General features: G+C 52.1%; 24 protein-coding genes and 1 pseudogene. 9 read left to right on the top strand and 16 right to left on the bottom strand.

Going from position 1 to position 24,844, the window contains the following annotated elements; genetic code table 11:
- Positions 1–155 precede the first annotated feature (155 nt).
- Entirely contained in the window at positions 156–476 is a 321-nt protein-coding gene (locus J9253_RS08255; RefSeq protein WP_210224128.1) for an H-NS histone family protein, read from the bottom strand.
- A gap of 276 nt (positions 477–752) precedes the next feature.
- Here J9253_RS08255 and J9253_RS08250 point away from each other — a divergent pair, with 276 nt between their 5' ends.
- The 6 genes from J9253_RS08250 (at position 753) to vapC (ending at position 6,096) form a co-directional block, all read left to right on the top strand.
- Complete coding sequence (locus J9253_RS08250; RefSeq protein WP_210224127.1) at positions 753–2,747, top strand: sensor domain-containing protein; 1,995 nt, start codon at positions 753–755, stop codon at positions 2,745–2,747.
- 78 nt (positions 2,748–2,825) lie between these two features.
- The gene (locus tag J9253_RS08245; RefSeq protein ID WP_210224126.1) at positions 2,826–3,299 is read left to right on the top strand and encodes an FxsA family protein; all 474 of its coding nucleotides are present in this window, start codon (positions 2,826–2,828) and stop codon (positions 3,297–3,299) included.
- 98 nt (positions 3,300–3,397) lie between these two features.
- Positions 3,398–3,688 (top strand): co-chaperone GroES, encoded by a 291-nt coding sequence (gene groES / locus J9253_RS08240; protein ID WP_210224125.1) that lies wholly within the window; start codon positions 3,398–3,400, stop codon positions 3,686–3,688.
- Between the two features lie 17 nt (positions 3,689–3,705).
- Positions 3,706–5,346, top strand: coding sequence for a chaperonin GroEL (groL, locus tag J9253_RS08235; RefSeq protein WP_210224124.1), 1,641 nt, complete (start codon positions 3,706–3,708; stop codon positions 5,344–5,346).
- A gap of 124 nt (positions 5,347–5,470) precedes the next feature.
- Complete coding sequence (vapB, locus tag J9253_RS08230) at positions 5,471–5,698, top strand: type II toxin-antitoxin system antitoxin VapB (protein ID WP_093069820.1); 228 nt, start codon at positions 5,471–5,473, stop codon at positions 5,696–5,698.
- Positions 5,698–6,096 (top strand): type II toxin-antitoxin system tRNA(fMet)-specific endonuclease VapC, encoded by a 399-nt coding sequence (gene vapC / locus J9253_RS08225; protein WP_210224123.1) that lies wholly within the window; start codon positions 5,698–5,700, stop codon positions 6,094–6,096. The genes vapB and vapC overlap by 1 nt, the downstream gene beginning before the upstream one ends.
- Before the next feature lie 72 nt (positions 6,097–6,168).
- On the opposite strand, the gene J9253_RS08220 is transcribed toward vapC, so the two are convergent.
- The 15 genes and pseudogenes from J9253_RS08220 to J9253_RS20940 all read right to left on the bottom strand — a co-directional run bounded on the left by J9253_RS08220 (position 6,169) and on the right by J9253_RS20940 (position 21,339).
- Positions 6,169–6,480, bottom strand: coding sequence for a hypothetical protein (locus tag J9253_RS08220; RefSeq protein WP_210224122.1), 312 nt, complete (start codon positions 6,478–6,480; stop codon positions 6,169–6,171).
- A gap of 345 nt (positions 6,481–6,825) precedes the next feature.
- A pseudogene (locus J9253_RS08215) lies at positions 6,826–8,299 on the bottom strand (ISNCY family transposase).
- Between the two features lie 558 nt (positions 8,300–8,857).
- Positions 8,858–9,835 (bottom strand): 2OG-Fe(II) oxygenase, encoded by a 978-nt coding sequence (locus J9253_RS08210; protein ID WP_210224121.1) that lies wholly within the window; start codon positions 9,833–9,835, stop codon positions 8,858–8,860.
- A gap of 3 nt (positions 9,836–9,838) precedes the next feature.
- Positions 9,839–10,558, bottom strand: a complete 720-nt coding sequence (locus tag J9253_RS08205; protein WP_210224120.1) for a Dph6-related ATP pyrophosphatase — start codon at positions 10,556–10,558, stop codon at positions 9,839–9,841.
- Positions 10,531–11,658, bottom strand: coding sequence for an NAD(P)/FAD-dependent oxidoreductase (locus J9253_RS08200; RefSeq protein WP_210224119.1), 1,128 nt, complete (start codon positions 11,656–11,658; stop codon positions 10,531–10,533). The genes J9253_RS08205 and J9253_RS08200 overlap by 28 nt, the downstream gene beginning before the upstream one ends.
- Positions 11,659–11,660: 2 nt before the next feature.
- Positions 11,661–13,046: a cysteine--tRNA ligase gene (gene cysS, locus J9253_RS08195; RefSeq protein WP_210224118.1), complete on the bottom strand. Its 1,386-nt coding sequence runs from the start codon at positions 13,044–13,046 to the stop codon at positions 11,661–11,663.
- Between the two features lie 17 nt (positions 13,047–13,063).
- Positions 13,064–13,483, bottom strand: coding sequence for an OsmC family protein (locus J9253_RS08190; RefSeq protein WP_210224117.1), 420 nt, complete (start codon positions 13,481–13,483; stop codon positions 13,064–13,066).
- A 284-nt stretch (positions 13,484–13,767) separates the two neighbouring features.
- A complete protein-coding gene (locus tag J9253_RS08185) occupies positions 13,768–15,555 on the bottom strand; it encodes an FAD-dependent oxidoreductase (protein ID WP_210224116.1) in 1,788 nt (595 codons plus the stop codon).
- Positions 15,552–16,208: a ferric reductase-like transmembrane domain-containing protein gene (locus tag J9253_RS08180; protein ID WP_210224115.1), complete on the bottom strand. Its 657-nt coding sequence runs from the start codon at positions 16,206–16,208 to the stop codon at positions 15,552–15,554. Before J9253_RS08180 ends, J9253_RS08185 begins: the two co-directional genes overlap by 4 nt.
- Positions 16,209–16,210: 2 nt before the next feature.
- Positions 16,211–16,426 (bottom strand): 4Fe-4S dicluster domain-containing protein, encoded by a 216-nt coding sequence (locus tag J9253_RS08175; RefSeq protein ID WP_028487781.1) that lies wholly within the window; start codon positions 16,424–16,426, stop codon positions 16,211–16,213.
- Positions 16,427–16,529: 103 nt separating this feature from the next.
- The gene (locus tag J9253_RS08170) at positions 16,530–18,452 is read right to left on the bottom strand and encodes a monovalent cation:proton antiporter-2 (CPA2) family protein (RefSeq protein WP_210224114.1); all 1,923 of its coding nucleotides are present in this window, start codon (positions 18,450–18,452) and stop codon (positions 16,530–16,532) included.
- Positions 18,452–18,586 (bottom strand): hypothetical protein, encoded by a 135-nt coding sequence (locus J9253_RS21130; protein WP_266097379.1) that lies wholly within the window; start codon positions 18,584–18,586, stop codon positions 18,452–18,454. Before J9253_RS21130 ends, J9253_RS08170 begins: the two co-directional genes overlap by 1 nt.
- 109 nt (positions 18,587–18,695) lie before the next feature.
- Positions 18,696–19,847, bottom strand: coding sequence for an IS66 family transposase (gene tnpC / locus J9253_RS08165; protein WP_228291542.1), 1,152 nt, complete (start codon positions 19,845–19,847; stop codon positions 18,696–18,698).
- Complete coding sequence (gene tnpC / locus J9253_RS20945; protein ID WP_266097389.1) at positions 19,844–20,608, bottom strand: IS66 family transposase; 765 nt, start codon at positions 20,606–20,608, stop codon at positions 19,844–19,846. The genes tnpC (J9253_RS08165) and tnpC (J9253_RS20945) overlap by 4 nt, the downstream gene beginning before the upstream one ends.
- Positions 20,518–21,339: a DUF6444 domain-containing protein gene (locus J9253_RS20940; RefSeq protein WP_228291541.1), complete on the bottom strand. Its 822-nt coding sequence runs from the start codon at positions 21,337–21,339 to the stop codon at positions 20,518–20,520. Before J9253_RS20940 ends, tnpC (J9253_RS20945) begins: the two co-directional genes overlap by 91 nt.
- A gap of 198 nt (positions 21,340–21,537) precedes the next feature.
- On the opposite strand from J9253_RS20940, the gene J9253_RS08155 reads away from it, so the two are divergent.
- The 3 genes from J9253_RS08155 (at position 21,538) to J9253_RS08145 (ending at position 24,711) form a co-directional block, all read left to right on the top strand.
- Entirely contained in the window at positions 21,538–22,689 is a 1,152-nt protein-coding gene (locus J9253_RS08155) for an RNA-guided endonuclease InsQ/TnpB family protein (protein ID WP_210224113.1), read from the top strand.
- A gap of 134 nt (positions 22,690–22,823) precedes the next feature.
- Positions 22,824–24,101 carry a YHYH protein gene (locus J9253_RS08150; protein WP_210224112.1) on the top strand — a complete coding sequence of 426 codons (1,278 nt, stop codon included), beginning with the start codon at positions 22,824–22,826 and terminating at the stop codon, positions 24,099–24,101.
- A 25-nt stretch (positions 24,102–24,126) separates the two neighbouring features.
- Positions 24,127–24,711: a hypothetical protein gene (locus J9253_RS08145; protein WP_210224111.1), complete on the top strand. Its 585-nt coding sequence runs from the start codon at positions 24,127–24,129 to the stop codon at positions 24,709–24,711.
- The last annotated feature ends 133 nt before the right edge of the window (positions 24,712–24,844 follow it).

The following is a 24,844-nucleotide window of genomic DNA, read 5'->3' as shown; positions in this document are numbered from 1 at the left end:
TGCGAGTGATCAGCAAAATATCTTCGCACCATTTTACGCCATGAGAGGATTTTTGTCTGAGACGAGTAGTGAAGTTGTGATTTGTGCAACATATCGTGGTGTTATTACAACAGAAGCCCGATTCAATTGGGCTTCTGTGATTCAACGTTAAAGGATCATTCTGGGATTAAGCAGTCATTCAGATCATTGCCATCCGCAATCCATTCCTGTACCCAAATAGGCTTTCTGCCACGCCCACTCCACGTTTCTGATGGATTGTTAGGGTTGCTGTATTTGGCTTTAACGGCACGTTTTTTGGCGGTACGGACTTGTAAAACTTCATCCAGTGTAAAACCCGCTGCTTCAATCATGTCATCAATGGCTTGACGTAAACTCAGTAATTCACCGTCACGACGATTGGCGATAGCGCTATCAATACTGCCTTTGAGTTTTTCAAGTTCTGCGACGCTAAGATTGGAAATATCAACGTTGGACATGAATAACACCTTTCCTTTTGCATTATGTTTAAAAAATATGTCGGTATATTCCCGTTCTTTAATCTAATTGTCAAGTGGGCTTTTAATAAAATGAGAAAATTGGATTAAGATATTTTAAAAACATTAATAGTTGGGTTTTGGTGATGGCGCTGGACGATGCTAGATGATGGTTTTTTATCAGACAGGCGGAGTAGCAGTTGTCAAGTAAATTAGTTATAATAAAGGCTAGTATTTAATCATAATTATTACATAAGATACCTGTTTTAGGGGGATTTGATGCGATTTGTCGTTCCAATCCTGTCATTGGTTGCGTTGGCTGTTATGTTTGTCTGGGCATTGTCCAGTGGTCAGCTAAATAAGCTATCTGTGGCAGCCGATTTGTCTTGGTTGACAGGTTCTGTGCCTTATTTGTTGCCGGTTATTGCCGCTGCGCAAGGGCTTGCCGTTTATCTTCTGATGCGCCATGGTAAACCAATGACCATACCCATCATTAGTACGGTGGTTATTGACCCGGATAGCGCTCCCTCTGAGCCGAAAACCAAGCCGTCACAAGAGCAGGTCAATACCGAGTGGGTACTGGATGCCTTGGCAGGTGGGGTGATCGTCGCTAACCAGCAGGGCAATATCACCTATATGAACGCCAGTGCTGAGAAGCTGACCTTGTGGCAGCGTGATAAAGTGCTGGGTGAGCATGTTAGCAAGGTGTTGAAACTGGAAGATTTACAAGGAAACTCCCTGGGCGTGAAAGCCTTTGAAACCAATCTTGCCCACCCCAATCATCCCTTGCAGTTCGGGCAAGTCAAGCTGTATCCGCGCGTGGGTGAAGAGCGCTTTGTTGAATTAAATACGACCTGTATCCTTGAACACTGTAAAGCTATCGTGTTTATTTTTCGTGATGTTACGGCAGATCGTAAAATAATCAACCGTTTATATCGTCAAGCATCACGTGATGCCTTGACTGATTTAATGAACCGTACCAGCTTTGAACAATATGTTGAGCAATTGGCGCATGATACCTCTACATTGACCCGCAGCCACGTATTGGCGAGTGTGGATCTGGATAACTTCAAGATTATCAATGACACCTGTGGGCATTTGGCAGGCGATGAATTGCTGAAACAGGTGGCACAAATATTTCGTCGCGCTGTGCGCAATTCGGACAAGGTGGCACGGATTGGCGGGGATGAGTTTGCGGTATTCCTAGAAGGTTGTGGTCTGGAAAAGGGCCGTCATATTATGGAATCCATTCTGACCGAATTGCGCAACTTCCGTTTTAGTTGGGAAGGCAAGGTATTTTCTATCGGCGCAAGTGTCGGTTTATTGGAGTTTATGCCCGCCAGTAATATTCAAATAAAACAACTGTTTTCGGATGCGGACAAAGCTTGTTACACCGCTAAAGCACTGGGGCGTAATCAGGTCTTTATCCATGCTGAAGAAAAGCGTGAGGAAATGTCTAATCAGCGGGTACATGATTGGGGCAAGCTGCTGAAGGATGCGATCCGCGAAGACCGTTTCATCCTGTTTGCTCAACCTGTTGTGCCGTTACATTCGGCACGTAACCAGCATTTCCGGCAATACGAAATTTTGTTGCGTTTACCCTTCCGTCAGGCGCTGCTGAATCCGGGCAGTTTTTTGCCGGTTGCTGACCGACTCGACCTGATGACCAGCATTGACCGCTGGATTATTCATAAGTCTTTGGAAATGTTGGCGGGTTGTCGCGGTGATCAACAAACCCAACCGTGTCAGGAAATCCGTTTGATGATCAACCTGTCCGGTCAGTCGGTGCAGGATGCGCGGCTGTTTGGGTATGTCGAAGAGCAGCTCAACCATTTTGGCATCAACCCCGGCATGATTTGTTTTGAAATTTCCGAATCGGTGGCCATCAGTAATTTCGTCCATGCGAAACGGGTGATGAATGCCCTGCATAGCCTAGGCTGTCATTTGGTGCTGGATGATTTCGGCAGCGGCTTTTCATCCCTCAGTTACTTGCGTGAATTGCCGTTGAGTTACCTGAAAATCGACGGTAATTTTGTGCACAACCTAGTGTCCAGCCCGGTGGATGCGGCGATGGTCAAGGCAGTGCATGATGTGGGTCAGGTGATGAACCTGCTGACGATTGCCGAGCTGGTCGAAGACGGTGAAACCTTGGTGCGTCTGCGGGAGATCGGCGTGGATTTTGCCCAAGGCTATTATTGTGGCCGCCCGATTCCGCTGGTGCAATTGCGGGAACGGATGAAGAACGAAAGGGATGTGCAGGCAAAAGCGGCCTGAATTTTACAAAAATGCCTTGAAAACACAAAATTCAGACCGATATAGTTTTAATTATTGGTTTGAATGGACTGTTGGATAATGCGTCGCTTTCCTGTGTTTACTGTACTGTTGTTGCTGGTTCCGTTCATTGAGCTTTGGTTGCTTATCAAGGTGGGCAGCGCCATTGGTGCGTTTGCGACGATCCTGCTGTTGATCCTGTCCGGTGTGTTTGGCATGTTTTTGCTGCGCCATCAAGGGCTGGTGACCTTGGCAAAATTCCAGCGTGAGATGCAAACGGGTCAACCCCCTGCCCAAGCGGGGCTTGAAGGTATCATGCTGCTGCTTAGCGGCTTGCTGTTCATCATTCCCGGTTTTTTCAGCGATATACTCGGGCTAATCCTGCTACTGCCACCTACTCGTTACTTGTTGATCAAAGCCTTGCTCAAACGTGGCGTGGTGTCGGCTACTGGCTTCCAATATTCGCAATCTTCCCGCTCTTACAATAGCCATGACATCGAAGGCGAAGTCGTGCATCGGGACGATGATACAAAAAATTCACTCGATCGCCCTTGACTTTACTTAAGCCGTCCCTATTATTAGCACTCACTAGCCTTGAGTGCTAACAACAACCCTAATGCCCTAATCTTATTGGTTTGAGGAGAATACTGACCATGAATATCCGTCCATTGCATGACCGCGTTGTAGTACGCCGTATGGAAGAAGAGCGCAAAACTGCCAGCGGCATCATCATCCCTGACAATGCTACTGAAAAACCGGATCGCGGCGAAGTGCTTGCGGTAGGCCCAGGCAAGGTTGGCGATGACAATGAGCGTATCGCGCTGCAAGTAAAAGTCGGTGACAAAGTTTTGTTCGGTAAATACGCCGGTACAGCAATCAAAATGGATGGTCAGGAAGTACTGATCATGCGCGAAGAAGATCTGCTGGCGATTATCGAAGGCTAATTTAAGAGGATTATAAGATGAGTGCTAAAGAAGTACGTTTTGGTGATGACGCTCGCGTTCGCATGGTTCGCGGTATCAATGTTCTGGCTAACGCCGTAAAAGTTACACTGGGTCCTAAAGGCCGTAACGTCGTACTGGAAAAATCGTTCGGCGCACCGACCGTGACCAAAGACGGCGTTTCCGTTGCCAAAGAAATCGAACTGGAAGACAAGTTCGAGAACATGGGCGCACAGTTGGTTAAGGAAGTATCTTCCAAGACTTCTGACGCGGCAGGTGATGGTACTACGACTGCAACCGTACTGGCGCAAGCCATCGTGCGTGAAGGCATGAAGTCTGTTACTGCTGGCATGAACCCTATGGATCTGAAGCGCGGTATCGACAAAGCTGTGATCGCTGCGGTTGCTGAATTGCAAAAAATGTCTACGCCTTGCGCTGACACCAATGCTATCGCACAGGTTGGTAGCATTTCTGCCAACTCTGACGAAGCCATCGGCAACATCATTGCGACTGCAATGGAAAAAGTTGGCAAAGAAGGCGTCATCACCGTTGAAGAAGGTTCCGGCCTCGACAACGAACTTGACGTTGTAGAAGGTATGCAGTTCGACCGTGGTTACCTGTCCCCGTACTTTGTGAACAACCAGCAAAGCATGTCGGCTGAATTGGAAGGCCCTTACGTACTGCTGTACGACAAGAAAATTTCCAACATCCGTGAACTGCTGCCAGCCCTCGAAGGCGCTGCTAAAGCAGGCAAGCCACTGATGATCATCGCTGAAGACATCGAAGGCGAAGCACTGGCGACACTGGTTGTGAACAACATCCGTGGTATCGTTAAAGTGGCAGCCGTTAAAGCACCGGGCTTCGGCGACCGTCGTAAAGCCATGTTGCAAGACATCGCTATCCTGACGGGCGGCACGGTTATTTCTGAAGAAGTCGGTTTGGCTTTGGATAAAGTCACGCTGGACGATCTGGGTCAAGCCAAGCGCATCAACATCACCAAAGACAACACCACCATCATTGATGGCGCGGGTTCTCCTGATGACATCAAAGCGCGTGTTGACCAAGTGCGTTCACAAATCGAAACCACTTCATCTGATTATGACCGTGAAAAACTGCAAGAGCGCGTTGCCAAACTGGCAGGCGGCGTTGCGGTCATCAAGGTCGGTGCTGCAACCGAAATCGAAATGAAAGAAAAGAAAGCCCGCGTTGAAGATGCCCTGCACGCTACCCGTGCGGCGGTTGAAGAAGGCGTGGTTCCTGGCGGTGGTGTTGCACTGGTGCGTGCGCTGCAAGCGATTGCCAGCCTGAAAGGTGAGAATCACGAGCAAGACGTAGGTATCCAAATCGCTATGCGTGCGATGGAAGAGCCACTGCGCCAAATCTGCGCTAACGCTGGCGATGAGCCATCCGTTATCCTGAACGCGGTGAAAGCGGGCGAAGGCAACTACGGTTACAACGCACGTACTTCCGAGTACGGCGATATGATCGCGATGGGTATCCTTGACCCAACTAAAGTTACCCGTACTGCATTGCAGAACGCGGCATCTGTTTCTGGCCTGATCATCACGACCGAAGCAATGGTCGCTGAACTGCCGAAGAAAGATGGCGGCGCTGCAATGCCTGATATGGGCGGCATGGGTGGTATGGGCGGCATGATGTAAGCTGCGGCTTATTCTGTCTCCGAAGGAAACCCCGCGTGCGGGGTTTTCTTTTGTGGGTAAGGCTTGAATTCAGGCGACAAGAAGTCTATATTTTTGGTATATACTTTTTGATGAGGGTCGCGTGATGCAAACAGCAAAAATCTTTCAGAATGGGCGTTCGCAAGCCATTCGTTTACCCAAAGCCTTTCGCTTGTCGGGTACTGAGGTCAAAATTTCCCGCGATGGCAACCGCATTATCCTTGAACCACTGGAGCAATCCTGGGACGATTGGCTGCTCGCCATCGAACAGTTTTCAGACGATTTCATGGCGGAAGGGCGCGACCAGCCCGCCGTGCAAGAGCGGGAGTGGTGATGAAGTACCTGCTGGATACCAACATCTGTATTTACCTCATCAAGGAAAAACCGCCAGCAGTGTTGGTGCGCTTTACGGCATTGAAACCAGCGCAAGTATTTATTTCAGCTGTGACGGTGTTTGAACTGTATTATGGCGTTGAAAATAGTCAGGCTCACAAACGCAACTTGGCGGCGTTGGAAAAATTCCTGCGCCCGATGACTATCCTCGATTTTACCCCTGAAGATGCCAAACAAGCTGCACGGATTCGTGCCGACCTCAAGCGCAAAGGTACACCCATTGGGGCTTATGATCTGCAAATTGCCGCGACAGCGTTAGCCAATGGCTTGACGGTCGTGACCAATAACACGGATGAGTTTCAGCGGGTTGTTGGGTTAAGGTTGGAGAATTGGGTTTAGTGGGGGAACCTGACGTTTGAGGTCAGGGTGCTGAGTCAGCTTGCCGGAGAGTCATCCCGTTTGACCAACATGTTAGGCATCTCTCCCGGCTCCCTGCCAACGTTGTAGCCAGTCATCAAGCTCGAGAAGCTGGCTGTCAAAAAAAAGAGACCGCATAGTATCTTCAATAATGTTCTCAAGATCCTGAATCACGTCTCCACCAGTTAGTACACCGACAATGGTTCCTCCTGTGCCGGAGCCACCCGGCTCGTGCTTAGCCCAATGAAAAGCGAATCTGTTTATGGTGTAGGACTCAATGTAGTCGCGGGCGTTAGTGGCATCAAAATGTTTTCTTGGATAGAACTCGGCGAGCCTGAGCCAGACAAACTGCAGAAAATCAATCATATCGTAGCTCGCCTCGCGCATGTTCAAAGTGACAGGTGACCCCCACCCTTCACTCGATGAGCGGAGAACAACAGCCTTCAACTCAGGAAGGTGTCGAACAAGACGCACTTGAGCCTCGCTATCGGTGCTTCTTCTAATGTAGTTAGTGTCTGACCGAAAAAGCCTTCCTGCCGCCACGAGTGCCCAATTTTAGTCCATGCAGCCGTTTTCCCCGCCACCTTCTGGCAAGCACGAGGGTAAAACGCTGGGTTTCAAGGCATGGCTGGCAGCGCAGGCTTGCCTTCGGTGCAGGGGCTGCCCTGCCTTCCCGGCATTTTCCCTCATCGGTCGGCGTTGTGGGGTGGTTCAGGCGGCTTGGCGCTGTCGTCGGCGTTCATCCTTCTGCAAGGCCTCCAACGCCCTGGCCTGTAAAATGGCCCCGACCTTTTGCAGGTTCCTGCCCACCACCGCCAGTGCCACATAGCGCTTGAAGCGTTCCAGCCCCCGGTCGGGGCAATAGTCCAGCCCATGGACTTCCAGTGCGTTGATGCCGGATTCCACCGCTGAGTGCTGGCGTCTGGCCTGGACAAACGCCGGGTCGGTTTCACGGGCAGTGTCCGCCTGGCTCCAGCGGCCGTTTTCGGCAACACCACCCGGTCGAGCAGTTCGGCCAGTTCGCGCTGGTTGGCCGGTGAGTGGAACCCCTTGTCAAAGCTGCACGCGCTCAGGGAGGGGAACAGCGCTTTGGCTTGCTTAACCATGGTCACGGCAATCTCACTGTCGGGGCAGTGTTGCATCACTTGGTGGTGGAGGATGAAGCCGTCAGCCGATTCCATCACGCACACGTTCAGGCCCAGCTCCACCGGCACACCGGCTTTGCCCTTGCTGAGCCATTCGCTGTAATCCTCGAAGAGGGAGAAGATCTTGTCGCCGTGGGGGATGGTTTCCCCGTCCAGCACCCGCCGCCGCACCAGGTCAACCTGATGCCACCCGTACCCCAGCCAGCGCTGGAGGTCGTTGCCCGACCGGCTGTCCAGCAGGCTGAGGGGCAGGTCAGCCACCGTTTCCTCCACTTTCGACAACAGCGCGGCGCACAGGCCCAGGTAGGTGTGGTGGGCGTCACGGATGGCCTGTTGCCGGGTGGCCTGCTTGTCCGGGTCTTGGGAGCTGGAGTGCTTGAGCTTCTGCGCATGACGGCAGGCTTTCTTCACCTGGCGGAGATTGTACTGCCATTGCCGCCAGCGGCTGTCGCCGTGCCCTTCACACCAATCGGCCACCGTGCGCACCGAACAACGCACCGCGTCGTACAACAGGTTGATGTCGGTCGGGTAGTGGATGTTGCTTTCCACCACGAAGGAGTCACAACGGGCGCTCAGCGGCGCGGCTTTTTTTTTAGCAGCTTGTGACCGGCCTCCACCACCAACTGGTTGATGCGTTGCAGGCTGGCTTCGTCCACCAGAGCGGCGTTGTCCTTGACCGTTTGCAGCTTGTACTCATCGTCATCATCCCAGAAACCATGCCCCAGCATCTGACGGATGCTGCGGTGCTGGTTCGCCATCTCCAGCAGCCGGTCATAGTCCCAGTTCAGGTTCACCCGCAATGTCGCCAGCACCAGCGCATTCCACAGATCCATGCCGGGGCGTCCACGGCTGGCGTCCACCTCCGCCGGAACCCGCTTTTCCAGCACCGCAAACACCGCCTCACGCAGTTCGTCTGTCACATAAATGTATTGCAGCCCTTGCAACACCTGCGGGATGTCGTCCCGCGAACGTGGGTTGAAGGTCAGCCTGCCGATGTCAGCGTGACCCAGGCGAAGTTGGCGGGCGATCACTTCACGCATCGTGTGTCTCCTGCGAAGTTTGGCGGATGGATGCCCTATTTTGCCCTATTTTGGGCGCTTTTGCAGCTTTCTGGCCTGCTTCCGGGAAATCTTAGGGCAAGGAAAACGGGCGTAGCATCTTGATCGGAAAAGGGTTTTAGGGTTTCCGGTCAGACACTAGTTATCAGGGAGTTCACTTTTCAGCTCGTTTGGAACGAGCACAGCAGCCAAAGCATCCTTCTTGCGGTGCAAGAGAATTGCGACGCCAGCACATAGGATGCCAATAAGGGCTGAGCCAACGGCTAAGGCAGTATCTTTGGTCGATAGGAAATACCAAACCGCACCCGTGACAAAGACGCCAGATACCCACCATGCAACTTGTATCAACCAATCAGGGACAGAACGCATCTTTAAACCTAACGTAAACTAGGCGACCTAATGTCGCCGTTAAAAACGACATCCTGTTGTATGTCTCCGAACTGGATGCCAATGATTTCAGAGGATTTTAGCGTATCCTTCCGTGGAATATGACTTGGACAGAAAGCGATATGCTTAACGTGCAAGTCAGTTTTTGGCTAATCAGGAATCGGTGTTATGAATCAGCCGTGATTGAACGTCAAACTGTCCCCTTTCCGGCACACAAAGCTGCCATGTAGGCATCAAACGCGGAAACCTTTCCATTCCCTCAAGTTCGCCCCGCAAGATTTCCCAACGTACCAAATCAAACGAGTCCCGATACAAGTACGCCACCCAATCCGCCAGTAGCACGGCTGCGTAGGTTTCTGCATTGCTAGAATCGCAGCGAACAATCCCCGTGCTGTGCTGGTAGCCAGTCACCACCGTTGCCGCATCATAGCCCCAACGGTGCAGTGCAATCGCCGCCGTACCTGCCCGAAATGTCACCTCTTCGGGCAACGTTGCCTCTGCATCGGAGGCAATCGGATCAAGTGCTGCCGGTAATTCCGAGAAATGCAGCTTGGCAAACAAGGCTTGAATATGCGCGTCAAGTTCGGGCGTATTCGCCTCATGCCAGAAATTGAAAACCACAGTTTGGCGTGGCGCAGTCACTTCAGTGACACCATGATACGACTCTGCGTGCAGCAGAAAGCCAAACGCTTTGTTGTATTCAGGGTTAACACTGAACATCACTTCGCCCTCTGGTGAAGCAAATAATTCCAGCACACCGCCATGTTCTGCTTGCCAGTCCTTATTGAGTTGCACCACCAGCCGCGCAAGTTCATAACCCAAAAGTGGGCGGTCGCTGTGTATACCAATCACTTGTCCGGGCAGCATTCGTTGTGCCGTGACCAGCAAACGCTCGACGAGTGGCAAGCCGGTAATGTCACGCATTCTGGCGAGTATTTCGCGTTGAAACGTTGCCGGAATCCTCGCGGTAACATCGGACAGCGAACAGCGGTAAAACGCACCATCCCGATGTTGCCAGGCATTATCTTGCGAAAAAAGGCTATCCAGTACCGTACACTGTTCCTCAGCAAAGGCGGCATCCACCGCAAAAAAAGGGAAGGGGTGAATATGGTGGTCGGGCTGCAAAAGCAATCGCTACACTCCTATAGGAATAATATCGGCATAAGCAAACCCATCTCGCTCAATCACCGCACCAATATTGACCGGAATGGTCTTCTTGAACATGGGGCCTGCCACTACCACTGTGTGGATTTCACCGTTTTCGCCGCACGGGTGGCAATCATGAGGGAAGCCTGCAATCACGTCTTTAGACCAACGTTGGCCAGCAAGCTGTGCGGGGAGTTTGTTTAGGTCAACGCTACTAATATGCGCGTGTAGCCCAGCCGATAGCATGGCTTCAACCAGATATTGAGTACACATGCCCCACAAGGGGAATAGCGGGCTAATCCCGCTACCTTGCAGTTGCCGTTCTCGGTATTGACGGATTTCATTCACAAACAGGTCGCCAAAGGCCATGCACTCAATCTGATTACGGGCGGCTGTGGCGATGTATGCTTGTATAATGGCATCGTATTGTTCATTGCTGCATTCGTCTGGTAGCACGACCAGTTCTAGCGGTAAACCTGCTGCATCCGCCTGACGATGTAACATGTCAATGCTGGTATCGTGCATGGATGCCCGGTTGTGTTTTTGCTCAATAAGGGTAAATAAACCAACCAGTTCAATGGCAGGGTCTTGCTGAAGCAAATGCAGCGCCCATGCGCTATCTTTACCGCTGCTCCAACTGAGCAGGGTTTTCTTTCTGGTACACTTTTTGCCTTTGAGCATTAACGGTACTGCCGCAAATACCACCATTCAAACCCGCGTTTCGCCCAATGGAATACGCGGGAAGCGGGTAATACCACTGAACGTTTTTCAGTGCGCGATACCAACATCCCTTTGTTTACGGAGTCGACGATGCACACCAGTTCAACCTTGAAGGTCGCATCGGTCGCGCCGCCATTCAGTTCACCCAGCAGGTTTTTGGCAGCGGCGGCGGCTTGCAAATCAGCCATGTGCGCTTGCTTTGGCATCCAGTCGGGGCCGGGGAAACTGCCGGAATCGCCTGCGACGTAAACCTTGTCCCAACCGTCGACCTTGCAATGTTGGTCAGCTTTCAGCAAACCGCCAGCGGAACGGGGCAGGGTGGTGTTGTCGAACCACAGGTTGCCGGTCATGCCGGGCATGAACAGGATCAGGTCAGCGTTGAATTCGCCGCCTTCGGTCGTCACTTTTTCAGCGGTGAAGCTTTTCATTTTGTGACCGAGGTGGGTTTCAATGCCGCGCTTGCCCATTTCAGACAACAGGCCAGACATGGCTTTGGGACCCAGACGGTTGCCGGGTTGCGGGGCAGGGCTGAAGAATACCAGATGGAATTTGTCGCGGCGGCCTTGCTGACGCAGCAAAGTGTCAATGCCGAACAGGAACTCAAACATTGGCCCACCACGCATCGCGCTGGGTTCGTTGGGGTTGCCTGCGAAACCGATGGCGATAGTGCCGCTTTGCATTTCTTTCAGGCGATCCCGGATTTTTTCCGCTGCACTGATGCCTTCGCACGGCGTGATAGCGTGCTCGATGCCGGGCAGTTTTTTGATGAAACGGCCGCCGGAAGCAATGATTAAGCCGTCATTGCCCACTTCACCGTTGTCGGTTTCGACGATTCGTCCGCCATCGCGTAGGCCAGTGACATTGCCTTGGTGGAACTTGACGTTCATGCGACCAAAGAAGTTGGCCAAGGGCACAATCAAGTCTTCGCGGGTGCGTAAGCCGTTGGGAATCCAGATAATGCCCGGCAGGTAGTGCAGCTCGGCAAGCGGGGCAATCAGGGTGATTTCCGCATTCTTATCTTGTTTGCGCACTTGGCGCACGGCGCTTAGGGCTGCGAAGCCTGCGCCGATAATGGTTATTTTGTTCATGTTTATGCTCGTTTCCAAGTTGTGCCGCCCGCGCCATCTTCCAAAAGTACGCCTTGCGCCTTGAGTTCGTCGCGGATGCGGTCGGATTCTGCCCATTGTTTGGCGGTGCGGGCATCCAGACGTTGCTGGATCAGGGTTTCGATGGCGTCATCGCTTAACCCGTCTGCATTGGCAGAGCCTTTGAACCAGCTTTCCGGGTCATCTTGCAACAGCCCAAGGACATTGCCAAGGCGTTGCAACAATGCGCCGAGTGCGGCGGCTGAGGCATCGCTTTGGGTTTTGCGGATGCGGTTAATGTCGCCCGCCAGTTCAAACAGCACCGCCATGGCTTCGGGGGTGTTGAAGTCGTCATCCATCGCCGCGATAAAGCGATTTTCGTAATAGGTGTAGGCTGCCGGGCCTGATTCAGGCAGACCACGGATAGCCGTATATAAGCGTGACAGCGAGGCGCGTGCTGCATCCAATTGATCCGTGCCGTAATTCAACTGGCTACGGTAATGGCTATTGAGGATGAAAAAGCGCACTTCCGCTGCTTTGTAATCTTTCAATACTTCGCGGATGGTGAAGAAATTGTTCAGCGACTTGGACATCTTCTCATCGTTGACGCGGATGAAGCCGTTATGCATCCAGTAATTGACGTGCTTGTGCCCGGTGCAGCCTTCGCTTTGGGCGATTTCGTTCTCGTGGTGCGGGAACTGCAAATCGCTGCCGCCGCCGTGAATGTCGAAATGATCACCCAGCAGTTTCTGCGACATGGCGGAACATTCGATGTGCCAACCGGGGCGGCCTGCTCCCCACGGCGCATCCCATGCCGGGTCGCCGGGTTTGCTGGCTTTCCACAGCACGAAATCCAGCGGGTCGTCTTTCACTTCGTCAACGGCAACCCGTTCACCGGCACGTAAGTCGTCCAGCTTGCGCCCGGAGAGTTTGCCGTAACCCTCAAATTGGGAGACGTCGTAATACACATCGCCGTTTTTGCCCTGATAGGCGATGCCCTTGTCCAGCAAGGTCTGGATCATGGTGAGCATCTCTTGGATATTGTCAGTGGCACGCGGTTCCGCATCGGGGCGCAGCACGCTCAGGCTGTCTTCATCTTCGTGCATCGCGTCGATGAAACGTTGGGTCAGGGCGTCAATCGGTTCGCCATTTTCGGCGGCACGCTTGATGATCTTGTCGTCAATATCGGTGATGTTGCGCACGTATTCGACCGCGTAACCGCTGGTTTTGAGGTAACGGTAAACGGTATCAAACACCACCATGACCCGTGCATGGCCGAGGTGACAGTAGTCGTAAACCGTCATGCCGCACACGTACATGCGTACTTGGCGCGGTTGAATGGGTTCAAAGACTTCTTTCTGGCGAGTCAGGCTATTGTAGATGTGCAACATGAGGGCTCTTCAACAGGTTAATCAATGAGTTTGCTTAGGATGGTAACACCATTGCTCAGGGTTTTGTGTACCGGGCAACGGTCAGCAATATCCAGCAGGCGTTCGCGCTGGTCGTCGGTGAGTTCGCCAACGATCTGGATGTCGCGTTCAAACATGCTTTGCTTTTTGGCATCGCGGCTGTGGCGCAGGGTGACGATCACGTTTTCAACCGGCCATTTCTTGCGCTCGGCATACATGCGAAGAGTCATGGCCGTGCAAGCGCCTAAGGCGGCCTTCAGGTATTGGTAGGGCGCTGCACCCAAGTCGTCACCACCCAGTGGAACCGGCTCATCGGCAACCATTTGGTGCTTGCCTGCCTTGATGTCACAGGTATACGTGCCTTCGGTATCACGTAAATTGACGATGACGGTGTGGGGGTCTTTCGGTTGTGGGTCCATGTGTTTCCTTGGGTAGGGTGTCAACTGGATAAGGTTCAGACGTTTCTGTAACCGTAGCAAATGGCGACGCCTGCCTCATCCAGCCGACTGTGACATCTTCGGATTTTATCCCGTTTAGTGAAAATTGCCATGCCCCGAATAGGGCATATTCAACAGGGCTTAAGCAGCATGGGCAGAATGTTAACGGAAAGGGGGGGAGCCACGCAAATACTGTACAGTTCACGGACAATCTCGATGCCATCCTTACCGGACAGCATCAGATTCAGCGCATCTTTAAATACCGGTTATGCTTGTGTCGGCCAACTGCCAAACGGCTGCTTTTCCAGTTGCATATTGCCTTCAGCATCCTTATGGATATTGATCCATGCTTGCCAGTTTTGATTGTCCAGTTCGGGATAATCCAGCCGGTAGTGGCTACAGCGGCTTTCTGTGCGCATCAGTGAGGCTTTCAACTTCATTTCGGCGCTGATAATCATGTTGGCGGTTTCATGCGCCAAGCGCAGTTCATGCATATCCGCCGCTCTCAGCATGGGCATGTGGTGATCCCTCAGCTCTTCAATATAAGCCAAGGCTGCTTTCAACATACTCTCTTTTTTGATGTACAACACAAAGTTGGGAATCATCACGCCTTGCAGGGTTTGGGTTACCCAAGCTGGGCCATAGCCTGCTTTTCTTTTTAATGGCGCTAGTATTTCCGCTTTTATGGTGCTTAGCGTTGCTGCTGATAATGTGGGCATTGGCGTGTTCTGGCAGTATCGGGCGGCGGCTTGTGCAGCAATCGCGCCTTGCACCGCTGAACCAGCCAATGATGAGCCTATCTGCGTGTAGATTGCACCCGCCATATAGGAACCCAATGCATCACCAGCCGCGTATAGCCCCGGAATCGTGGATTCGCATTGGTCATTAATCGGCACCAGACCTTCGGATTTGTGGATTGCCATCCCAGCAGAAGAACCGCCTACAGGTGTTTGGCTCATGCCGGGTGGCAGACCACCTTCACCACCGGGTGGTGGCCCGTGTCTTGGTGGCCCTTCTCCGCGTGGCGGTGGCCCACCTGCCAAGCCAGCTTCACCACCGGGAGGCGGCGATGAATGATCAAATCCTTCCGGTTTGTAGGGGCCACCTTTTACTTTATTCTTGCGCATCAGTTCTGGGGGAGGGCCACCCTCCAGAGGATTGCCGTTCACGTAGGCGATATAATTTAAATCTACCCCCAGATCATGGCGTATTTCCACCCCGGTCACATCGGGTTTGCGCTCAAACATGCCATGCCAGCCATCGAAACAGGCTGCCGCATTGTCGGCTTGTCCCGGATGCCCGTCATTCCACTCCTTGCCGGTGACTTTTGCACCAATATGGTAGGCCATAACAGTGCCATCATGCGTCAGGTCGCAAATGGGGAAACCGTTGGGTTTAAAGCCTCCCGCACCGGTACACAAAATGACGCTTTTGGCGTGGAACGTAATGACTTGTTCAGCATCCAGACTAAAACCGGCAGCTCCTGCTATTTTGCCGTTTTCTTTGATCAGGTGGGTGATCATGACGCGCTCGATTAAGGGAATATTGCGTTCGGTGATGGGTTTGCTAAACGGCTTGTTATAAAGCACTGAGTCAAAAAATCCCCATTCCTTCAGCTCATTCACTCTGGCCTGTGAATGTTCTGCCATTTGCCGGGTATAGACCGGGTTATTGGTTCCCAATGCTGAGCGGGAAACGGCGGCGGTAAACTCATCCAGCGACATCTTTGCGGTCTTTTCATCATAAGCAAACATGCCTTTTGCAAAAGGTGTTTGGCCGGATGCGCCGAGACGTCCTTTGGAAATCATCATAACCTTGGCTCCGGCATCATGTGCCTTGACCGCCGCAAACAGACCCGCCATGCCGCCACCGATCACCAGTACATCCGTTTCATAGGCTTTATCGGCTCGTTTCTGGAGGTCGACTGCTGTTGTGTTATCCGCCCAGCCGGGTGGGATGCCCATGGATACCAGTGCTGCCATGCCTGCGACACCGCTGGTTAAGCCTAAAAACTGACGGCGTGACAAACCGTGATTATCTTCTGGGTTGCTCATGACGTTACACCTGTGCGTTTTTCCGTGGTTAATACATATTGTTTGACTAAAAGCACTGCCCCGCTGACCGCGAAGACCATGATGAAGCTTGCCATCAGGGTATCGACATGGCGTCCAAGCTCAATGGCGTGCCAACTGGCTATCGAAATGAATAGGACAGACAAAGCGCCATGAAACAGCCGCCATGCTTTGTATTTAATGCCCAGCTTTTGCACCAGTTTGTAGCGAAAGATGGCAGTCATGCCCAGCAGGAGCATCAGACCCCAAGCAATCAAGCCGAGCACAACACCCAAACTTTGAAAGGTTGTCAAAAGGGTGATCAAGGCATCCAGCGGTTTGACGCCTGCTTCAAAGAACCTTGGCACGACCAGCAAAACAGGGTGAAACAGAAAAACCGTTACAACAAAATAGCCAATATATTTATGAATATTAGATAGTTGGCTTAACTTGTAATATGCCTGGATGCCTTTAAAATTACGCGTGAGAAAAAGCTGTTGCAGCATGAAAGAGAAGGCCAAGACGGTCAGGAGCGAGAGCGAATCTTTTAACAGGCTACGAGAGGGGGCGCTTCCCAGCGCAAACAGGAGTGCTGGCAAGGCGATGAAAATGAGTAGTGCAATAATGATAACGATTTTTTTAGGATGAATCTGCATGGTTAGCCCCACGATACAATCACCGGTATGGTTTTTTCCGGTGCGATAATGATGGCATCCACCGGGCAATACAGGCGGCACAAATGACAAATCTGGCAATCTGCCACGTATTTGATGACCGCCTTTTTTGTCTTCGGGTCCAGACGTATGACATCTGTGGGACAGGATTTGATGCATTCTTCACAGCCGATGCAGCCGTTAATACTGTGTATGCTCATGGATACCCCCTAATGGGTGAGTTTTGACTGGATTACCTGTCAGGGTAAACCCAGAAAGTGGAGTAAATGTGTAGAAACAAGCTGGAAATGGTGAAGTAAGCCATTATGTTGGGTGCTGATCAACCAGCTTCTGCGCATAATCTTTGGGCGGTGGTGTCCAGCCCCGTTCAGTGCAGTCATGCAGTTGCAGTAGGTCAACTTCCAGTATTTCCCTGAGCGTTTCACTGTGTTCCTGGGCGCGGGTGATGAATAGCTGGTTATTGATAATATCGGGATCCTGATCCCAGATTCCGTACAGTTGTTCCGTGGCTGCCTGATCATGACGGCGGAAAGCATGACTCATTTTCTCCACATCGAACGGATGCATTCCCAGCGCTTTCAGGACTTCAGCGCCCATTTGCAAGGAGCCGCTGAACACCTCACGCACGGCAACATCCGCGCCTTTTTTCTTGAGTGTGTAGTCATGCTTGATGTCGAAAGCACGTGCAAAAATTTTGATATGCGGGTAACGACGCTTGACGTATTCAACGATTTCGACCGTGCGCTTCTGGTCGTCGATGGCTATAACCAGTGCCCTTGCCTGTTCGATACCGGCGGCGTGTAACAAATCCGGTCGCGAAGCATCGCCATAATGGCTCTTGATGCCAAACTGGCGCAGCATATCAATCGTTGAGGCTTCGTGATCCAGCACCACGGTCGATATACCACTGGATATCAGCAGGCGGTTGACGATTTGTCCGAAACGGCCACTGCCCGCGATAATGACGGAGCCTTGTTCGTCGATGGCATCCGCTTCTGCATTATTCTGTCTCTGTAAACGTGTCGGGATGAACTTGTCATAAAAAATAAACAGGATAGGTGTCAGCAACATGGAAAGGGCAACCACCAGTGATAGGGTTTGCGCCAGTTCGGGGGGCAGTACATATTGCCCCAAAGAGAAATTCAATAACACAAAGCCGAATTCACCTACCTGTGACAGCCCCAGTGTAAACAGCCATTTGTCGCCCAGCTTCAGGCTGAACAGCCGTGCAAGGCCGAATAACACCGCGCCTTTGAGCAGCATCACGCCCAAGGTCAGCCCCAGTATGGTGGTGAAGTCACCAAACAGGATTTTAACGTCGATACCTGCGCCGACCGTGATAAAGAACAGACCCAGCAGTAGCCCCTTGAATGGTTCGATGTTTGATTCCAGTTCATGGCGAAACTCGCTATCCGCCAGCACCACGCCCGCCAGAAATGTACCCAGTGCAGGGGAAAGCCCAACCAGTGTCATCAGCAGGGCAATGCCGATTACCAGCAGCAATGCGCTGGCCGTAAATATTTCCGGCAGACGCGTGGTGGCAATGAAACGAAACAGGGGACGCGCCAGAAAGTGCCCGCAGAGTAGAATGGCCGCTACAGCATTTATGACAACCAGCGCATGTGCCCAACCGGGCAAGCCCGTGACCAGACTCAGATGTTCACCCTGCGTTTGCGTATGGGCAGCCGCTTCATTCGTCAGTTCTGGTAAGGCCAGCAGCGGTATCAGCGCCAGTATGGGAATGACGGCCATATCCTGAAATAGCAATATCGAGAAGCTGGCACGCCCCCCATCCGTTTTGGTCAAGCCTTTCTCGTTCAAGGTTTGCAGCACGATGGCTGTCGACGACAGTGAAAGTATCAGGCCGATAGCCAGCGCCACACTCCAGTACAGCCCTAGTAACAAGGCCGCGCCGGTAATCAGGGCAGTCGTAATGCTTACCTGCAAGCCTCCCAGCCCTAGCAAACGGTTGCGCATTTCCCACAACATGTGCGGTTCCAGTTCCAGGCCGACCAGAAACAGCATCATTACCACGCCAAACTCGGCGAAGTTCTGAAGTTCTTGCATCGCTTCTGCATTGGAACCGACCAATCCTGTTAGCGGGCCGATAACGATCCCGGCAATCAGATAGCCAAGCACCGAACCCAATCCCAGACGTTTGGCAATGGGTACGGCAATAACAGCGGCACACAGATAAATAAATGCCTGAAATAGAAATCCATCCATTATTTAGCTCCCGTAATAATGGCTTCGATATCGACACAATCATCTTCCCGCAAACGGTTTTGCTCACGGTCAATCTTGATTTGAAATGTCGGGTATGTTGTTGCAAGTTCATTTGGCTTTTGCCCTGTTTCCATGATCTGGTTGCAGGGTTTAAGCAGCTTTTCTCAGCCGTTGAACTCAATGCCCGGCAGGGTAAACCCAGAAAATGGAGTAAATATGTAGAAAAAATCGTAACTACTCAGTCTATCCGAAAACCGCTCTGAGGGACTCAAACGGATTTCGTTCCTGAAGTTTGTCAGTTTCCCACACAGAACGAATGACACAAAAAGCATCAGCACCGCCCATTGCCCGGAATCCACCCGCCACCTTGAGTTTGACTTTGACGGGTCGAACAGCTCGTTCAGCCAGATTGTTGTCAAACGGTACGTCAAACCGCTGAATGAATCGCAACACCGAATCCTTGAAATCGCGCAGACGGCATAACAAGTTTCTGGCAGGGTCTTGTTTGGCTTTACCTTGTTTAGTAGGGCTGGTTTTGGGTTGTTCGGGGAAAATCAACAGTCCGTGGTTCAGCCATTGGTCATAACGCTGCTCCACGTCGGCAATTTGCTCCGGCGACAGTGACGTTTGTTGTACTGCTTTTGCCTGTGCCACGGCTGTTTTGGCATCAATCAAGACTTGTTTGAGTTGTGCTGGCCATTGATGCTTGAGGGTTTCATCAAAGTAGTTCAACTCCCGCAGCAGATGCGTTACGCAAAGGCTGTGTACCACATGATCAAAGCGGAAATAAGGTTTCCAATGATCATGAACCGCAACGCCTTGAAATACCGGTAGGATTCCCGCCGCCGTCATTGCCTCCTGTCCGCGCCGTGCATGGGCAGTGTAGTAAACGGCTTCCGGGGTGGCTGCCACATGCAGCCATTGGGTCTTGCCTTGCGCTCGGATACCACTTTCATCAAAGTTCGCCACGGCACTGCTGCTGATGGTGTCCCGAATGTCCGTGTACGTTGTCGCAAGGTTTTCACTCGCCTGACCGATCCAGCGTTGCACACTGCCATCGGAAGGCTTGACTCCGTATTGGTCGGACACAATCTCCGTTACCCGTGACAGCGAAATGAAGTGACCTTGTACTAAACCCACCGTATAGGCTTTCAGACGTGCGCCGTAACTGATGTAAGGCGGCAGGGACGTTGGGAACTTGCCTTTATGAACGTTGCCGCAGCTACAAGTGCCAATGAGTTGGCGGTATTCTGTCACCACGATTTGCGGAGCCGGGATGTCCCATTGCTGGCGGCGTTCACCTGTGTCGAGCAGGGCTTCGGACAAGGGTAAGCCGCATTCACAATGCCCTTCGATACCATAATGTTCCACATGATCAGGCGAGTTAGCGTTCACGCCATCTGTAGCGGGTTGCAGGCACTGGCTTGATCCAACGGGAAGCGCACCGAGACGGGCTTATGCGCCAAGCCTTGGGAGCAAACTTCGCGCATCAAGGTCGCCATATTCATGCCCAATTGACGCGCCGTTCCCAACACCGTCAGCACCGTCGGACGAAACCTGTCACCTTGTGCCGACTGGCTGGCAAAGCTGGTTTTGCGCCATTGCACATACGGCCTGATCACCCGCTCAGCACGGTTATTGGTGAGGGGAATCCGGTCATCCTTGAGGAATGTCCAACACATCGCCTCATCCTTGAGCAGATGCTTACATTGGTTGGTGGTGCGCTTGCAATTGTGCAAAGCCACACCTTGGTTGAGCGTGGCTTGGAAGCTGCGGCGCAAGCGCAGTATCCGCCGTCGGTAGCGGGTGGCTTGGTCGGGATGTTGTTGCCAACGGTGATGGGTGCGAATCGTGGCATAAGCGAGTAACAACAGGCGTTTGCCCACGATTCCCCCTTCGCCACAGCGTCCTGCTATTTTGCGGAAGTGCCGGATCAAATGCGCCCAACACAGTTGCCGCCGTTCGGGCGGGACATTGCCGTAACCACTGAAGTGGTCGGTGACTAAATAACCGCTAAAGCTACCCAGCAACGCATCCGCCGCCGCCTTGCCACGGGAGTAATGGGTCATGAAGTAACTGACCGTATTATCCGCCAATGCCCATAACCAATAGGTGTTCGTCCCCCGATAATGGCGGGTTTCATCGGCATGGCACACTGCTTGTTCGCGCACATGCTGACCCACTTGACGGTACAGCGGCCCATCCACGGAATCGCTTTGCCTTGGGCGTTGCTGATTGCACCCGTGCTGAAACGTATCTGGCACATTTCCCACAACAGCACTTGAATCTGACGCATCGACAGGCGGAACTGACCGCTCAGGATCACCACCCATGCAATAACGCCCGCGCCCATTTGACCGCTCGGCACCCAATCGGGCCACTGACTGTGATGCTTGATGCCGCAGGATTGGCAAATACCGTGGTAAAACTGGTGTTCCGTCACATCCGGCGGTGGTGGCGGCGCAATATCCGTGACCTGATGGCAGTAAGGGTTTCCCCAGTCAATCGCCACTGCACCGCCACAGGGACAGGTGCTTTCAGGGAAATACTGTTCGGTGCGCGTCACTTGTTCGGCAGGATATAACGCCCGTTCGTGACGCGGATGCCCCGGTTGGCCACCCTGAGCGCGGCTACTCCCCTTGCGTTTAGGGCGCAACGCCCGTTGTTCGGGACTGTCGGATGAGGGCGGTTTGGAACTGTTGAGCGAACTGCTGCCGAATTTAGCCACTAGTTCTTCGATATGTTGTTGCAGGGCTTCGACTTGTTGCTCCAGCACTGCTACCCGTGCCACTTGCTTCTCCAACTCAGCTATTCGTTCTTGTTGGCGCACGATTACCTGATGCGCTTCATCCAGTGTCGTGGGTAAGTGGGAAACGGGGGCTAACAAGGGGAAAATGACTCGCTGTTGGGATGGGGAGAATTTACTACAAAGTCGCTGAAATGCCTAATAGAGGGCGTGAACGCTAACCTTTAGGCATGGGGAGGGATAGCGCGTCGGCGACAGCCGACCCTCTTCTCGCTCCTCCGTTTGGTTTGCTATCTTCGGTTGTTGACTCTTCACGAAATATACGATATTTTGTGAATAATGAAAACTAAACGCGCCTACCAATTCCGATTCTACCCAGACCCACAACAAGAAACGTTGCTGGTTCAGACGTTCGGTTGTGTGCGCTACGTTTACAACAGCATCTTGCGTTACCGCACGGATGCCTACTATCAGGCTCAGGAAAAAGTTGGGTACACGAAAGCGAGTTCCCAACTGACTGCCATCAAAAAACTGCCTGAAGCTACTTTCCTGAACGACGTTTCCAGTGTTCCGCTGCAACAATGCTTGAGGAATCAGCAAACGGCGTTCAAAAACTTCTTTGAAGGTCGGGCAAAATACCCTGTCTTCAAATCTAAAAAGCACCGCCAATCGGCTGAATTCACGTACCGCGCGTTCAGCTACCGTGACGGTGAATTGAAACTGGCGAAGTGCGATAAACCGCTGAATATCAAGTGGAGTCAGGCACTTCCGGCTGACCCCACCACGGTTACTGTTTCCAAAGATCAGGCCGGACGCTATTTTGTGTCTTGCTTGTGTGAATTTGAACCCACGCTGTTGCCCGTCACCGATAAAAAGGCAGGCATTGACGTGGGCATCAAGGATTTGTTCGTTACCTCTGACGGTTTTAAATCCGGTAATCCCCGCCACACCGCACAACACGCGGCTAAACTCGCGAAGTACCAACGCCGTCTTGCCAAGAAGACACTCGGCAGCAAGAACCGGTTGAAAGCTAAACGCAAGGTCGCCCGTGTTCACGCGAAAATTTCCGATGACCGTTCGGACAACTTGCACAAGTTGTCCCGCAAACTGATTAACGAGAACCAAGTGGTTTGTGCTGAAAACCTCGCCGTGAAGAACATGATTAAGAACCCAACGTTAGCCAAGCACATTGCGGATGCAAGTTGGGGTGAGTTCACTCGCCAGCTTGCGTACAAAGCTGGCTGGTACGGGAGGACATACGTTGAGATAGGGAGATTCTTCCCGTCCACTAAACGCTGTTCCTGCTGTGGGTTCGTGAAAGAAAACATGCCGCTGGACGTGCGATCGTGGGAGTGCCCCGAATGCGGCACAACCCACGACCGTGACGTGAATGCAGCACGTAACATTTTAGCCGCCGGGCTGGCGGTGTTAGCCTTTGGAGAGAATGTTAGTGGCGATGGCATTTCGGTGTCGTCGTCCTGTTCTCGGTGAATTAGGAATCCCCCGGCTTTAGCCGTGGGGAGTAGTCAACATCTTTAGCCCTGATTATTTTGCGCTCTCCACATTTCCCTCACATTTGCACCGTAATCTTTAGCTATCACCAACAAACGCTAATAGTGGGAAATATGAACATACAATATCGCAAGACACTGCTGAGCCTAGCACTGATAGCTGGGTTACAGGGGTGCGGCGGCTCCTCATCGACAGTAACGACAACAACCAGCACAACAGGTTCTAATACAGCACCCGTAGCCAGTGCCGGGGTAGATCAAAATGTGACGCCTGGTACTACCGTTAGCCTGAATGCCAGCGGTAGCTCTGATGCAGATGGGAACAGCCTTACCTATTACTGGTCGGCGGTGACAGTGCCTGCCAATAGTGCTGCGGTACTCGATTCAATGACTACAGTAAACCCGACCTTCACGGCTGATGTTGCAGGAAGCTACACGTTTCAGGTCGCCGTCAGTGATGGCACAGAAACCACCACCGATCAGGTAGTCATAACCGCCACGACAAATACCACCACCACAGGCACAACTTCAACCAATGGGGTTGCGTGTGATTATAGTTATAGTGGATTCAACGCATCCAGCTCGGTGAATGCTACCAGTACCTCAGCCTGGACTTGTACGGGAACAACACGTGAGCTGGCGGCGAATGGTATTCCTGATCACGCGGTTGGGACTTTCCCTAACCCCGGTAATCCGAATACGATTTCAGAACAGACCGTCACAGCCAGCTATACGCTAACACCCACCAAGACAGATGTCGCGACAACCCGTGGCGGCCCAGCAGGCCCTCAGGGACACATTCTGAATGGTATTAAAATCGATGCTGGCACCGGTGGTTCTTGTACGGATTACGGTACTTCCTGTGCTGGTGGCGACAACAGCGGTGCATGGAGTTTGGAAGCATTAGGACAAACCAGTTTTGATTTTGGCGCTGATGAAAATAACGCACACGTTCAACCCGATGGTACCTATCACTACCATGGGATGCCAGAAGGTTTTATTACCTTGAAAGGTGGCAATAGCTCCAAAATGACTCAAATCGGCTGGGCGGCAGATGGCTTCCCTATCTATGCACGCTATGGTTACAGCGACCCGACTAATGCAAGTTCAGCCATAAAGAAGGTATCGGGTAGTTATCAACTGGTGACTTCGGTGAGCGACACCAGACCTTCCGTGGACATTTATTCACTGGGTACGTTTAAACAGGACTGGCAATATGTCGCAGGCTCCGGGGATCTGGATGAGTGTAACGGGCGTTTTGGTGTAACCCCGGAATTTCCTAACGGCATCTACCATTACTATGCAACGGACAGCTACCCTTACTTCCAGCGTTGTGTGAAAGGTGCAGTGGCAAGCGCGGGTGCTCCTCCAGCGGGCGGCCCTCCACAATAATGTTCATTCATAAACAGGTATTAAGATGTCTAAGCAAAGCCAGTACAAACGCCTGATGTTTCAGGCCAAGCTTCTGCTCTCTAGCTTAGTGTTGAGTGCGGCCATTGTGCCGCACGCATCAGCACACCTCATGGTCGCTCAGCACGGCACCTTAAATTTCAAGGGCGATGGTGTCTTTATGGTGCTGTCACTGCCCGTGTCAGCCTTTGATGCTATTGATGATGATGGTGACGGTAAAATGTCTGCGGGCGAATTCATCAAACACCGCGCAGCTCTTGTGACGGCTATCAACGAAAAGGTAAGGCTAACTGACAAGGAAGGCTCACGGCCATTGCAAGGTTTGATGCTATCACCTGTCGCTTCACACGAGGAACCGCAAGCCCCTAACGAACAACTGGTGATTATGGGGCGCTTTGCCTTGGCGAGTATCGACTCCGCCACTAGCAATGAGCTAACCCTTCATGTTGGGTTATTTGGGAAAACGGCGGATGAACGGTCACTTGAGATGACAGCCACGCGAAAACTTGGCGCAGACTCAGCACCCGAAAAATATAAATTTGTCTTAACGCCTGAGCAGCCTGAAGCACCCTTATTTACCAAGAAGCCGTGATGGAGATTGTGGAGAAATGGCGGGGAATTGTGGAGGAATTGTGAAGTTTTTAAAATGACAATAAACTGCATTGATTAATCAATTTACTCAAACTATGATTCACTTCGTTGGCAGCGCATCCCCAGCGCTGCTA

Source organism: Thiothrix litoralis (assembly GCF_017901135.1).
In the GTDB taxonomy this organism is placed as follows: Bacteria; Pseudomonadota; Gammaproteobacteria; order Thiotrichales; family Thiotrichaceae; genus Thiothrix; species Thiothrix litoralis.
The sequence above is the reverse complement of the archived record's forward strand: the minus strand, read 5'-3'. Positions and strand labels throughout refer to the sequence as shown.

Excerpts from the sequence above, each read along its gene's own strand:
- J9253_RS08150 (WP_210224112.1), top strand. The coding sequence starts at position 22,824 with ATGAACATACAATATCGCAAGACACTGCTGAGCCTAGCACTGATAGCT.
- J9253_RS08155 (WP_210224113.1), top strand. The coding sequence starts at position 21,538 with ATGAAAACTAAACGCGCCTACCAATTCCGATTCTACCCAGACCCACAA.
- groL (WP_210224124.1), top strand. The coding sequence starts at position 3,706 with ATGAGTGCTAAAGAAGTACGTTTTGGTGATGACGCTCGCGTTCGCATG.
- J9253_RS08170 (WP_210224114.1), bottom strand. The coding sequence starts at position 18,452 with ATGGATGGATTTCTATTTCAGGCATTTATTTATCTGTGTGCCGCTGTT.
- groES (WP_210224125.1), top strand. The coding sequence starts at position 3,398 with ATGAATATCCGTCCATTGCATGACCGCGTTGTAGTACGCCGTATGGAA.
- J9253_RS08255 (WP_210224128.1), bottom strand. The coding sequence starts at position 476 with ATGTCCAACGTTGATATTTCCAATCTTAGCGTCGCAGAACTTGAAAAA.
- J9253_RS08200 (WP_210224119.1), bottom strand. The coding sequence starts at position 11,658 with ATGAACAAAATAACCATTATCGGCGCAGGCTTCGCAGCCCTAAGCGCC.
- J9253_RS08250 (WP_210224127.1), top strand. The coding sequence starts at position 753 with ATGCGATTTGTCGTTCCAATCCTGTCATTGGTTGCGTTGGCTGTTATG.
- J9253_RS08205 (WP_210224120.1), bottom strand. The coding sequence starts at position 10,558 with ATGGTGGTATTTGCGGCAGTACCGTTAATGCTCAAAGGCAAAAAGTGT.
- J9253_RS21130 (WP_266097379.1), bottom strand. The coding sequence starts at position 18,586 with ATGGAAACAGGGCAAAAGCCAAATGAACTTGCAACAACATACCCGACA.
- J9253_RS08185 (WP_210224116.1), bottom strand. The coding sequence starts at position 15,555 with ATGAGCAACCCAGAAGATAATCACGGTTTGTCACGCCGTCAGTTTTTA.
- J9253_RS08245 (WP_210224126.1), top strand. The coding sequence starts at position 2,826 with ATGCGTCGCTTTCCTGTGTTTACTGTACTGTTGTTGCTGGTTCCGTTC.
- J9253_RS08175 (WP_028487781.1), bottom strand. The coding sequence starts at position 16,426 with ATGAGCATACACAGTATTAACGGCTGCATCGGCTGTGAAGAATGCATC.
- vapB (WP_093069820.1), top strand. The coding sequence starts at position 5,471 with ATGCAAACAGCAAAAATCTTTCAGAATGGGCGTTCGCAAGCCATTCGT.
- vapC (WP_210224123.1), top strand. The coding sequence starts at position 5,698 with ATGAAGTACCTGCTGGATACCAACATCTGTATTTACCTCATCAAGGAA.
- J9253_RS08145 (WP_210224111.1), top strand. The coding sequence starts at position 24,127 with ATGTCTAAGCAAAGCCAGTACAAACGCCTGATGTTTCAGGCCAAGCTT.
- J9253_RS08190 (WP_210224117.1), bottom strand. The coding sequence starts at position 13,483 with ATGGACCCACAACCGAAAGACCCCCACACCGTCATCGTCAATTTACGT.
- cysS (WP_210224118.1), bottom strand. The coding sequence starts at position 13,046 with ATGTTGCACATCTACAATAGCCTGACTCGCCAGAAAGAAGTCTTTGAA.
- J9253_RS08220 (WP_210224122.1), bottom strand. The coding sequence starts at position 6,480 with ATGATTGATTTTCTGCAGTTTGTCTGGCTCAGGCTCGCCGAGTTCTAT.
- J9253_RS08180 (WP_210224115.1), bottom strand. The coding sequence starts at position 16,208 with ATGCAGATTCATCCTAAAAAAATCGTTATCATTATTGCACTACTCATT.